The following is an 11605-nucleotide window of genomic DNA, read 5'->3' on the forward strand; positions in this document are numbered from 1 at the left end:
AGAGAAGATGCCACCTGTCACTGAGGGCCAACCTCCGGCGCGGGGGAGTCCCTGGCCGCATACCACTGGTGTGCGGAAGGTGCACCCTCGCCGCCGGAGGCCCGGTCCCGGACGCGATTGAATCCCGCGCGCCCGGGGTGCGTCCTCTGCTACGCCCATGCCCATGAAGAATCGCGCGTTCCTGGTTTTGTTCGCCCTGTCCATCACCATGCTCAGCGGCTGTGCCGCGCTCCAGAGCCTGCTCAACGGCGCCTTCAAGAAGCCCACGATGAAGTTCAAGACGGCGCGGCTGGCGAATGCGTCGCTGTCGGATGCCACGGTGGACCTGGTGTACGAGGTGGACAACCCCAACAGCCTGGGCCTGAAGCTGGCGTCGGTGGACTACGCCTTCTTCGTGGAGGGCAAGCAGCTGGTCGCGGGCAAGCCGAAGAACGGCATGAACCTCAAGTCCAACGGCAAGAGCGAGCTGGTGTTCCCGGCCAACGTGAAGTTCGCGGACATCGCGCCGGTGGTGACCACGTTCCTCAACAAGGACGCGGCGGCCTTCAAGGCGCAGGGCACGCTGGGCATCCAGACGCCGCTGGGCGTGCTGAAGTTCCCGCTGGAGAAGGAGGGCACGTTCCCGGTGCCCAAGATTCCCCAGGTGCAGTTCCAGTCCCCGCGCATCACCAACGTCACGCTGAGTGGGGCCACGGTGCAGTTCCCCCTGTCCATCACCAACCGCAACAGCTTCCCCCTGCCGGTGGCGGGCATCACCGGCGCCATCAAGGTGGCGGGCGCCAACGTGGGCACCCTGTCCACGGGCAACCTGGGCATGCTCGAAGGCAGCGGGACGAAGCAGGTGACGCTGCCCCTGACCATCAACTTCGCGAGCGCGGCGTCGGCGGCCATGGCCCTGCGCTCGGGCGGCAACGCGCAGGTGAGCATGACGGGCAACCTGACCTCGGACGCGCAGTCCGTGCCCCTGAACTTGAGCCAGCTGGTCAACTTCACCAAGTAGCCAGGCCCCGGGGTGGGGGGCTTGCAGGGGAGCAGGCGGTGCGCGGGCCACCGGGGATGTTGTCCCCGGACGGGGGAGCCGTTACGGTTACGCCGCTTCCGGAGGGCCCCCCGCCATGCGCCGTATCCTCTTCAAGTCCAAGATCCACCGCGCGACGGTGACCCAGGCCGACCTCGACTACGAGGGTTCGGTGACCATCGACCGCGACCTGCTCCAGGCCGCGGACATCCTCCCGAACGAGAAGGTCGCGGTGTGGAACGTCACGCGCGGCACCCGTCTGGAGACCTACGCCCTGGAGGGTCCGTCCGGCAGCGGCGTCATCTGCATCAACGGCGCCGCCGCGCACCTCAACCAGCCGGGCGACCTGGTCATCCTGGCCACCTTCGCGGAAGTGGAGAATGCGGAGGCCGCCGCCTGGAAGCCCACGGTGGTGTTCGTGGACGGCAAGAACCGCATCGTTCCCGGCATCACCGAGGAAATCCCCGGGCCCGCGCGCCGTATCGCCTGAGGACAGCCACCGGGGTCCGGCTCCTTTTGCCGGCCCTGGCCCCGTCTGCCATGCTCCCCACCCTTTCCTGTAGGCGTGGGGGCGCGGGCATCCCCCGTCCCGGAGGTGATGGCGCGATGAGGTGGACGTGGGCGGGCCTGCTGGCCCTGGCGTGTGTGGGCACGAGCTGCAGGTCGGCGATGTACCAGAAGGACCCCAACGAGGAGGACGCGATGTCCTCGAACGTGCCGGTCTTCCCCGCGCCCGCCAAGAACCGCTGCGTCGCGCTGGGCAAGGCCTCCGTGCGCAGCGGCTGTGACGACGCGTTCTACCTGGCCAGTGAGTACACGCGGCGCCTGTCGGTGGGCGACGAGGTGTGCCTGGAGGGTGGCTTCGGCGAGGAGCCGGGCGCGGCGTGCAAGGCGCGCGCGTCGGTCATCGACACGGGGCCCAACCGGGTGAAGGTGGAGATCCGTCAGGCGCGTCCCGACTCGCGGTGGTTCCAGGCGGAGATGCGGCACGCCTGGTACGAAGAGGGCGCGCTGGTGGACCTGTACCTGGCCGAGCGGGGTTACTAGACGACAGGCCGCGAGCGCGGCCCAAGGAGAAGGACATGGCCTTCTACGACGGCGTGACGGAGCGGCTGGGCTTCATGAAGAAGCTCACCCCCGCGGAGCTGAAGAAGCTGGGCGCGGTGCGCCTTTCGGACCTCATCCAGGACGAGGTGGGGCGAGCCAAGGTGCGCGTGGCGGCGCTGGAGAAGCGCTACCCGTCCGCGAGCACCAAGGAGCTGGCGCAGCGACTGGTGGATGAGAAGAAGAGCCTGGCCAGCATGGTGGGCGGGGTGAGCGGCGTGTTCGGCCTCATCTCCCTGCCGGCGGACCTGGTGTTCATGGCCTACCTGCAGATCATCCTGCTCACCGACGTGGCCACGCTCTACAAGGCGAACCTCAAGACGGAGCGCGCGCGCGGAGAGCTGTTGGACCTGTTCGGCTACGCGAACGGGCTGGGGCCGCTGCACCGCTCCGGGCCCAAGGTGCTGGGGAAGCTGGCGGCGCTGCTGCTCGCCAAGGGCGGCATGAACACGCTGGGCCGGGCCATGCCGCTGGTCGCCGCGCCCATCACCGCGTACCTCAACAACCAGCACATCCAGATGGTGGGTGAGCAGGCCGTGCGCTTCTACGAAGGCTTCGACAAGGCCCACGCCAAGGCGCGGACCGCGAAGCGCAGGGCGAGCGGGGACTGAAGTCCAGGGCGCGGCGTTACATTCCGACGTCGCGCCAAGGGCGTCAGAGCCCGTCCTTGAGGCGCTGCAAGTGCGCCCTCTCAATCCAATCAAGTGCCCTGGACGCCTCCTCGCCCACGGTGCCGACCCACCCCGGCGCCGGGGTCTGATCCGCCAACATCTCCTTCAGCACCGGAACGAGCGGGAGATGCCCGGTCGCGCCAAGTGTATGGACAGCGCAGTAGCGAACCTCGGGCGAGGGGTCCTTCAGGGCAACGAGCAACGCTTGAATGGCGACTTCAGCCTCCCTCGAATCCATCTTCACTTTATAGACCATGTAGGACAGGCCCTCCGCAGCCTGCCCCCGCACCTTGGGTGCCTCCTGCGGGTCCGCGAGGATGCGGACCATGAGGCCCCACGTCCCGAGATCGGCGTGCCACGAAAGCGCATGGAGAATCCCATGCCTCGCATCCACATGACTCTCAACCTCCAGCAACTCGAGCAGTCTCGATGTGGTCGACTTATCCGCTGACAGGGCCGTGGCCGCTGGAACGATGACACTGAGGTCTGGCCCCTGAATGTCCTTCAGCGCAGACTCGCGCTGCTCTTCCGACAGCGGCTCAGACCCACCCCTCTAAACATCTTCTTTGACGTAGTCGACGGTGCCGGCAGCGAGGACGCGTGACGTCGCGACCTGCCGGCGCACCTCGCTCGCTGGCGCGTAGCCTTTCTTCTTCTTGGGCTTCGGTCCGCGAGGGTGCTTGAGGAGCATCGCTGGGTCGACGTGCCTTGCCATGTCCACCAGCGTCCGGGCCAGCCGTTTCGGTGTCTGGCTTTCGTAGGGCAGCCAGACTTCCTCCGGGAGAGCGGCCTTCATTCCACCGTAGTACTCGCGCAACTCGGCCGCGATGTAGAAAGAGGAGATGGGCTTCTCCTCGCATACGGGATGGGCGGTCCGCACTGCCGCCTGCAAAAGGGCCAATACATCATAGGCCACCAGTGCGACGCAGAATCCAAGCAGGGCTCCTCGGGGCGAGCCCAGGCTTCGCAGCTCGCTTTCAAGGACAGACTCCAAGCGGCCAAAAAGGCATTCAATCCGCCAACGCGTACGGTACAGCCGTGCGAGCGTTGTCGCCCCCTTGCGGTCCGCCGGGACGTTCGTCAGCAGCCGAATGACTGCGTCGCCGTCGTCGGTTGGCGTGTCGAGCTCAATCTCGATGCGCCGCAGTCGCAGCACTCCACCGGCTCCGTCTGGGATGGACACGGGCTGCTCGAAGACCGTCCCCGTTTCGATGCGCCCCACCTTGCGTCGTGGGCCCTCCTCTGTCGGCGAGGGATTGCGAGCGTGCTCCCGCACGAGCAAAAAGGCGTCGCGCGCGCTGAAGGCCTGGAGAATCGAGCGCGTGCTGAAGCCCCGGTCCGCCACCCAGAGGTGGCCTGGCTCGACTTGCGGCAGCAGGTGCTTGAGCAGCGAGCGCTCATGGTCATGCGCGTCCTCCCAGGGCAGCACGTCGGCCACCAGGTCCAGGTCCGGGTCATAAAGCACGAGGGATTGGCCCGGCATCGCCGCGCCCCGGAAACCCCGCAGCGCGCAAAGCCGCTTGTCACTGGCCGGCAAGTCGTTGCCGTCCACGATGCGCACGGTCATCCCCTCGCAAACCGCGTCCCCCGGGCCCATCGCGCGGCGCACTGGGGAAAGCCGCGCGTATGCGCCACGCACCAGCGCCCTGAGGACAGCTGGTTCGGTCCGGTTCACCTTCTTGTAGAGCGCCTGCACCGAGACGGGCAGCCGATGCCGCTGCGCCGCCGCATGCAGCGAGGGGCGCAGGCCCAGCACCACCAGACTCATGCGGTCAACGACGTCGGAGAAGAGCAGCTCGCGCTCATACTGCCGGCCCCGGTGCTCATGGAACGCCGCATCCACCCACGCTGCGTCACAGGCACGCTCCAGCACCACCCGGGCCATGACGGTGAGTGGACTCTGGGCAAGGAAGCGCTCCACGATGGACTCGAACATGACGGTAGAACCCCCAGTCCCAATGTGGCCAAGGCGCTCCCCTGCGCACAGCGGTCAGGACGTGCAGATGGAGCAGTCCCTTCGCACGCCCGCTCGCCAGCCTGCATGCCTTCCTCCCAGGGCGCCGAGGCCGAAGATGTTTAGAGGGGTGCGGCTCAGACCCTGCCATTTTTGAATTCCATTTCTCAAACCAAGAAGGACTGCCTGCCACGCACTGCTGTAGCTCAGCGCGTGTGCTTCTCACATCTCTCGCCCTCGCCGATGAACCCGTCGGTGTCCATACACGAGCAGTGCCGGGAATACACTTGACCCGCCGCTGCCGCAGTGACCTTCGCCCGCCGGGTGGAATCCGAACAGTTCTCATTCGACCAGCCGACCAGCTTGTCTGCGCCAGAGACAGCTCCATTGCCTTGGCAGGATGCCGCGCAGGCATACCACTTTTTCTTCGGCTTCTTGCAGATCGCTTCGATTGCTTCCTTCGCCTTGCACCATCGCGTCTTGAACATCGTCCCGAGATCGCCCAAGCATTGGGTGACAATACAATACACACCCGCCGTAATGACGCCCGTTTACACAAGCGCCTCACCGGCTGCGACGACCACAGCGCCACCAACAACAATCACACCAGGATGATTGCCGGTGGGGTCCACAAGGCCCATCTGATTGTTTGCCGCATACGCATAGGCCGGAAGCGACAGTCCCTGATTCATGTACGATGTGAACCTGGCCCGGCGGTCTCATGCCGTGGCCGCCCTCCGCGCCACCGGCCGGAGCTGGAGGGAGATCGCCCAGGCTCTTCACGTGCCCCGGCGGACGCTCACCAGGACCTGGGCGCTGGAGCACAACCCTGGGCTGGATTCAGCGGCCTGACGCCCGAGGCAGAGGGTGGGTGGGGCGGAAGGTGAAGGTTGTGCGCAGGTGACAGCGGATCAGTCCGGGCTGAACCCTACGGAAACAACCCGACCATCCTCACCAAGCTGCACCATCCCCCAGTTGGAGTCCCCGGCCTTCGTGGTCGGCCGGAAGATCAGATGCTTCGGCACCCGCAGTTCGTCATCCGCTCCGGCTGCCTCAGCGCGCTCGTCAAGCGGGTTCGCCGGCCATCCGGTTCCCTCGGGAAAGTTGACCATGATCTCCCGCACCTGCTCCTCGGGCATACCGGCTTCGAGGGTCTGGAGGATGCGCACGAACTTCTTCTCGACGGTCCAGTCGATCATGGAGATGACGACTGCGGCGACTACGATCACGCTCACCTTCACCACGCGGATCCTGGTGGAGGCACGCGGCGCCGCCGCGATGAGCCCAGCGCACACGGCAATCGCGATGAACGCTTGCCACTGAAGCAGAGACACGATGAACGCGACATCCACGAGAAGTAGAGCGCCGACACCAAGGAGGACGGCGACATACTCGAACGCTAGGCGGACGTAGTTCTTCACTCCCCGCCCCCGACGGCGAGCCAAGGGTTCTGCGGCCAGCCCCATTCCTTCCGCTGCTCCGGGGTGATGTAGTTCGTGTCCCTCTTCGGAAAGGACCAGCAGGAGCACGCAAGGCCCCCGTAGCCACCCTCGCTGTCGCAGGTGATCTCGCATCTGTACGTGTCCGGGATCTTGATGATTCCCGTCCTCGTGTAGGCGGCATCGGTATCGACGCACTGTCCAGGTGGCGGCGCGTTGAGCGGCTTCGAGCTGTCATCCTCTGGCAAGTAGCCGCACTGATTGCCGATGCCCGGGTCGTACAGACCGTGCCAGTTCTCGAACAGGGTGGGTTCCGGGTCGCCCATCGCCCCTACACGAGCCAAGGCCGACGCCGTCAGGGCTCGGCGAACCTCAGCGAGGAGGGTCCCGTACAAGCCCCTTGCATCAAGTAGAGGCCGACGTTGTGATCCTGCGTGGGGGAATTCCTCCATCTCTAAGGTTGTGACCAGACCTTGAGGCACTCACCAACATCAATCGACGGGGCCGCCGCCGTCCGGATTACAAAAACAAACAGGGAGAGGGCAGTGAGAAGGGACAGGCGGCCTCGGGCGGCCAGCGCACAGCTCGGTGCAGACCGGCGGGCACTTCTCCTTCTCCTTGGTGCACGCCGCTGTCGAGACAAGAATGTTGGTGAGCACCAACAAGATGGCAGTCCTCATGGGCACTCCAATGCGCCGGTCTCGCCAGGAACTCCCTTGTCGCGATCACGTGGGCCTTCGTCGCCGTTCCAGCCGCAGGTATGAGCCATCTCATGAATCAGTCCCTTGGCTTCGCATTCCGGGCTTGACTTTCTACCGCCCCAATGGATGTCCTTCTTGGGGGCAGGACAACTTCCCAGAGGCCTTTTGACGAATCCTACCATGCCCTTGTTTTCGGTCCTGGCACATTCGGCCTGGGTCTCCAGGTCGCACGTGAGGTGGGCGGCCTCAATCTGCCTCAAGATGCACCAAAACAGTGTTTTGTCCTTCACCACACCTGTTTGAGTCAGTTTCTCGCGACAACTCACTGCGTCTGAAGCTTGGGCATGCATATCGGAAGCTCACCCTGCGCCGAGCCAACGCATTCAGAGCCGGTAGGGCACGGCTCATATCCATCACCACAGATCGTCTCGCAGATTCTCGCCACCTGGAATCTCGCCCACCACGGCTTGCTCCATGGAACCGGGCCTGGTTTCCAGAGTTGGCAGAACTGCTCACCCCGATAACGCTCCTCGGAGACATAGCAATCCTCGGCGCGATAGCACTCACCATACGTCCCAGTGAGCAGCCAGGTGCTCATGGCAACGAGCACCGAGAGCACTACGGCTCCGCCGAATACCCGCCTATTGCGACCACCCATTCGCCCCCAGGAACCCGCGAAAACCAGCTCAAGCTCCTCCGCCGAGAAATCATGATAAGTGTCCTTGCATATGTATGCATTTTCAACATCCTCTCCCTTGGCACATTCATCGCCACGAAAGAACGGTTGCGTCACGGAGGCTGGCATTAGAGTCAATCCATCCACCAAAACGGGTGATTCTCAACTCGTCGCTCCGTTCTAACCTCGGGTATGCATATCGGAAGCTCACCATGCGCCGATCCAACACATGCAGACTCAGCAGGGCAGTGCGGATATCCTTTGCCGCATAGCGTCTCACAGCTTCTCGCCGCTTGGAATTTCGCCCACCCCGGCTTGGTCCATGGAACCGGGCCTGGTTCCCATAGATGACAAAACTGCACACCCCGATCACGCTCCTCGGAGGCATAACAATCCTCGGCGCGATAGCACTCACCATATGTCCCAGTGAGCAGCCAGGTGATCCCGGCAACGAGTAGCGAGAGCACCACGGCTCCGCCGAGCACCCACCTATTGCGGCCCCCTCTGAGCCCCCACGCAAACCCGCTCAAGCGCCTCCGTCGAGCGGGCACGAGGGGTGTCCTTGCACCTGTAGCATGGTCGGTGATCTTCCCTTGGCACATTCATGCACCGTCACGAAGCTGCTCGACGCTCGCCGGAAGCTGGGGCAGCTCACCATCGCCCTCATGGTGCCAACCCGGACCCTGCATCGGGCGTGGCGGAACCTTGCCCTCCAGTCATCCCTTCGAGCAGCAGGGGGTGTCGCGGCCCCCCAATCTGGCTTCTCAATCATGGTACACGAAGTGCTGTGTTCCTCGAACGATGCGCTTTTCGTCCAAGATCACCATGAACACTTCGTACGAATCCGTCGGATTCAGGGGCTCGGAGTAGCGCATCGTCACTTTCACACCTGCCGGGACGGTATACTTCGGCTTGCCCATCCGCCGAACTACCTCATCTGCGGTCTTGCCCCGCAGTGACTCCAGGGCGCCCTCTTGAGCCGAGCGAGCCCCCTGCACTACGCCGCTCATGAAGTAGAGACATGCCGCCTCCGACGGCGACGAGAGCCGTCGGTCGATCCATCGTTCAGGTTGGGCAGTGGCCTGGTTCTCGAAGCACCACTCTTCAGGTGTCTCTTCGGAGTAGGTCGCAAGAGGCTTCCCCAACCGTTGCGCCACTTCCGCTTCGGTTTCGCCAGCACGGATGTCTTGGAACGCGACCTCGGAGAATCCATCGGCGATCTTGGTTTGCGGGCGCGTCATCCACACCACGACCAGCACGAACGCCGAAGTCAGAGTGATGACACCCGCGAGCATCCAAAGGAGCATTCTTTTCATGGTGTCGAAGTGTTTGGAGGCCAGCCTACCGGTGGCTGCGTCCCAGGTGGGTAATGCGTTGGCTTGTCCAACCACCACGGCCAACACGTACAATCGACGTCCTGCGTGCCGTTGCTGTCGCAGTTGACCTTACACTTGCAGTTGTTTGGGATCTTGAAAACGCCAGTGTCCGTGTACACAGCGTCGCTGTCAGAGCAGGTACCTGGAGCCGGCAACATCTGTAGCGCACTGGAATCTCCCTGCTTCGGTGAAGCTTCCGGCAGGTCTCGACAAGCATTCGTCTGGCCGGACTTACATGATGAAGAAACGCATAGTCGCCCTGGCTGCCATGGGAACGGCCACATTCCGTTCGGATCGGTGTAGTGCAGAGGACTATTCAGCGCGTAAGCATACATCGGCATGCCATGCCCCTCCATCGCCATCTGACGTACAAACTTCGGGTCGCTCAGCAACGGCTCCGGCTGCAGGTACCTGCCAGTGCCCGGGTCGTACAGACGATGCCAGTTCTCGAACAGGGTGGGCTCCGGGTCGCCCATCGCCCCCACTCGAGCCGAGGCCGACGCCGTCAGGGAGCGCTGACCCGGAAGGTGGACGTTCGCCGGAGGCCCCGCCGGCAGCGGGGTGTACGTCCGGAGCACGCTGAACGCGCGCGAGGGGTCGGAGCAGCCCGCCGAGCTGGCGAAGCCCACCACCACGTTGCCCGAGAGGGCGGGCGTCCAGGCCGTGGGAAAGAACCCGCCCTCATTGGGCCAGCTCCACAGCAGGGTCCCCGTGCCGCTGCGCACCTCCAAGGCGCTGTCACAGGCCGCCATGGACGCCTCGAACAGCAGGTGCGTGTTCGCGGGCAGCGAGAGGCTCGTCGTGAAGCCCGTCGGCGGGTTGGTATAGGTGTAGCCGCTGAGCGTCGTCTGCTCGGCCTTCCCCCAGATAGGCTTTGCCTCGGCGAACCTCAGCGAGGAGGGGCCCGCACATGCCCTCTGCATCAAGTAGAGGCTGACGCTGTGCCCCTGCGCAGGGAGCGCCTCCGTCTCGAAGTTGGAAGGCATGCCCGGCCTCAAGGTCGTGAGCAGGTTGTCCTCCGTGTCGATGACGAAGACACGGTCACACGCCGCGAGCGCGTAGTTCGTGAAGCGCAGGCGCACGAACGAAGGGAGCGTCAGATCTACCCCTGCGAAGGGCTGGGTCCGGCGCACCGTCCCGAGGTCCAACTGGGACGGGGCAGGCAGCGCCTCCCGCATGCCGGAGGACGTGCGTCCCAGTGAGCAACCAGGTGTTCCCGGCAACCCAGCTCAAGCTCCTCCGCAAGCAGCCAAGCTCGATGCTCGGCGTCTGCATGCATTGCCGGTGACCTCTCCTTGAAGAGAGGCGCCCTAACGTTTCGGCCAAAGCGCCGCTGTTGGGCAGTAGCTGAGTCGTCCCCTCATTTGATTCAAATGAAACCGAAGGCCTCGCGGAAGACAGCCTGCGCGCGGATGAGCTCGGCGAACTTCTCCATGAGGGGGCGAAGCCACTCCTCACGCATGTTGGCGAGGGCGCCGTAGTAGATGATGCCTTGCCGGAAGAGGGAGTACTCGCGCGTCTTGCGCGTGTCGGCACGGAACTTCCGGTCGAGCCCCGTCGCTTCGCCAGCGGCGCCGAGCAGCGTCAGCAGGGCCATGGCGAAGGCGGACAGCAGCAGCAACCTATCGCGGCGCTCGCAGGTGCCGATGGCAATAGCGGACAGGCCCATGCCGAAGCGCAAGTCCTTGATGTCCCGGTGCGTCTCCTCGCAGGTGAATCGACGGCCGTAGGACTTCACCAACTCGGTGGCGGTGGCCTCGTGGCTGCTGGCCGCTAGAAACCATGCCTCTTTCATTCCCTTCTGGTGCACGCAAACGACGGCGCCCACGCCGAAGCGGGACTGGGTGACGCGCGCTCCGCGCAGCAGCTTCGGACGGCCCGTCAGGGGCACCCACTCCTTGGCCTTTCGCACCTCCCCGTCGGCGCTCTCGACGTGCACGACGCCGCGGAAGCGGATGACGTAGCCGAGTCTGTCCAGCAACTCATACAAGGCGACTTCTCCGAAGCCCCGGTCCGCGAGCACCGTCACTTCCACCTCGGAGGGCAAAACCTGGTGCAGTCGCTCCAGCAGGGCGTCCTCGTGGGCGTTGCGCTGCCCAGCCAACTCACTCTTGGGCACCGTCTTCCACAGGAGCGGCGTGGCGCGCCCGTGCCGGGTGACAAGCTGGATGGCGACCGTGGTGTGGTCGTCCGACTCGAAGTCCGTCCAGTCGATGGTGACTGTCACCGCTTTGCGCTCGGCCACCACGAAGGGCACCCACTGGGCGAAGAGCCGCCACACGTCCACGCCCTTGTTCGACAGCAGTCGGTCCACCTGCTTGATGGCGTGCTTGCCCTCCAGTCCTCGCGCCTGGGAGAGCACCAATCCCATGGCCCGCACCGAGAGGCTCGCCGCGTGAACGGTCCCCAGCGTCGCATTGGACAGCGACAGCACTCGCTTGGCATGCGTGTCCGTGCCGATGGCCTCCTCGATGAAACGATGCACCTCGGAGTGCGTGATGGATTTCGCCATACTCCACACGATGCCTGAGAACTCTTTCCCTCGAAAAGAGCGCGCCGCTCTCTCGCTTCCCTCGCTGCTCCGACCCCGGCCAACCGCTGCGGATGACCCTTGACGCCCGGCTCAAATGAGGGGACGACTCAGGGGCAGTAGAGCAAACTATCGG

13 protein-coding genes are annotated in these 11605 nt (G+C 64.5%); 6 read left to right on the plus strand and 7 right to left on the minus strand.

Going from position 1 to position 11605, the window contains the following annotated elements:
• Window positions 1–157: 157 nt before the first annotated feature.
• From OV208_RS02855 to OV208_RS02870, 4 genes are all read left to right on the plus strand, one after another.
• Complete coding sequence (locus OV208_RS02855; protein WP_267572252.1) at window positions 158–1000, plus strand: LEA type 2 family protein; 843 nt, start codon at window positions 158–160, stop codon at window positions 998–1000.
• A 115-nt stretch (window positions 1001–1115) separates the two neighbouring features.
• A complete protein-coding gene (gene panD / locus OV208_RS02860) occupies window positions 1116–1508 on the plus strand; it encodes an aspartate 1-decarboxylase (RefSeq protein WP_267572253.1) in 393 nt (130 codons plus the stop codon).
• Between the two features lie 116 nt (window positions 1509–1624).
• Complete coding sequence (locus OV208_RS02865) at window positions 1625–2065, plus strand: hypothetical protein (RefSeq protein ID WP_267572254.1); 441 nt, start codon at window positions 1625–1627, stop codon at window positions 2063–2065.
• A gap of 35 nt (window positions 2066–2100) precedes the next feature.
• Window positions 2101–2733 (plus strand): EcsC family protein, encoded by a 633-nt coding sequence (locus tag OV208_RS02870; RefSeq protein WP_267572255.1) that lies wholly within the window; start codon window positions 2101–2103, stop codon window positions 2731–2733.
• 43 nt (window positions 2734–2776) lie between these two features.
• Here OV208_RS02870 and OV208_RS02875 read toward each other — a convergent pair whose 3' ends face one another.
• Together OV208_RS02875 and OV208_RS02880 are read right to left on the minus strand one after the other, a co-directional pair.
• Window positions 2777–3208: a HEAT repeat domain-containing protein gene (locus tag OV208_RS02875; RefSeq protein WP_267572256.1), complete on the minus strand. Its 432-nt coding sequence runs from the start codon at window positions 3206–3208 to the stop codon at window positions 2777–2779.
• Between the two features lie 138 nt (window positions 3209–3346).
• Window positions 3347–4678 (minus strand): IS4 family transposase, encoded by a 1332-nt coding sequence (locus OV208_RS02880; RefSeq protein WP_420714971.1) that lies wholly within the window; start codon window positions 4676–4678, stop codon window positions 3347–3349.
• Between the two features lie 759 nt (window positions 4679–5437).
• Here OV208_RS02880 and OV208_RS41320 point away from each other — a divergent pair.
• Window positions 5438–5599 carry a helix-turn-helix domain-containing protein gene (locus OV208_RS41320; RefSeq protein WP_420714953.1) on the plus strand — a complete coding sequence of 54 codons (162 nt, stop codon included), beginning with the start codon at window positions 5438–5440 and terminating at the stop codon, window positions 5597–5599.
• Between the two features lie 59 nt (window positions 5600–5658).
• On the opposite strand, the gene OV208_RS02885 is transcribed toward OV208_RS41320, so the two are convergent.
• The 4 genes from OV208_RS02885 to OV208_RS02900 form a co-directional block, all read right to left on the minus strand.
• Window positions 5659–6168: a hypothetical protein gene (locus OV208_RS02885; protein WP_267572258.1), complete on the minus strand. Its 510-nt coding sequence runs from the start codon at window positions 6166–6168 to the stop codon at window positions 5659–5661.
• On the minus strand, window positions 6165–6512 hold the full coding sequence (locus tag OV208_RS02890) for a hypothetical protein (RefSeq protein WP_267572259.1): 348 nt from the start codon (window positions 6510–6512) through the stop codon (window positions 6165–6167). Before OV208_RS02890 ends, OV208_RS02885 begins: the two co-directional genes overlap by 4 nt.
• Window positions 6513–8327: 1815 nt before the next feature.
• Window positions 8328–8966, minus strand: a complete 639-nt coding sequence (locus OV208_RS02895) for a hypothetical protein (RefSeq protein WP_267572822.1) — start codon at window positions 8964–8966, stop codon at window positions 8328–8330.
• Window positions 8876–9415 carry an RHS repeat domain-containing protein gene (locus OV208_RS02900; RefSeq protein ID WP_267572804.1) on the minus strand — a complete coding sequence of 180 codons (540 nt, stop codon included), beginning with the start codon at window positions 9413–9415 and terminating at the stop codon, window positions 8876–8878. Before OV208_RS02900 ends, OV208_RS02895 begins: the two co-directional genes overlap by 91 nt.
• 85 nt (window positions 9416–9500) lie before the next feature.
• On the opposite strand from OV208_RS02900, the gene OV208_RS02905 reads away from it, so the two are divergent.
• Window positions 9501–9767, plus strand: a complete 267-nt coding sequence (locus OV208_RS02905; RefSeq protein WP_267572823.1) for a hypothetical protein — start codon at window positions 9501–9503, stop codon at window positions 9765–9767.
• A 541-nt stretch (window positions 9768–10308) separates the two neighbouring features.
• Here the strand turns inward: OV208_RS02905 and OV208_RS02910 are convergent.
• Entirely contained in the window at window positions 10309–11451 is a 1143-nt protein-coding gene (locus tag OV208_RS02910) for an IS4 family transposase (protein WP_267572260.1), read from the minus strand.
• Window positions 11452–11605 lie beyond the last annotated feature (154 nt).

The sequence above is a fragment of the Corallococcus sp. bb12-1 genome (genome assembly GCF_026626765.1).
In the GTDB taxonomy this organism is placed as follows: domain Bacteria; phylum Myxococcota; class Myxococcia; order Myxococcales; family Myxococcaceae; genus Corallococcus; species Corallococcus terminator.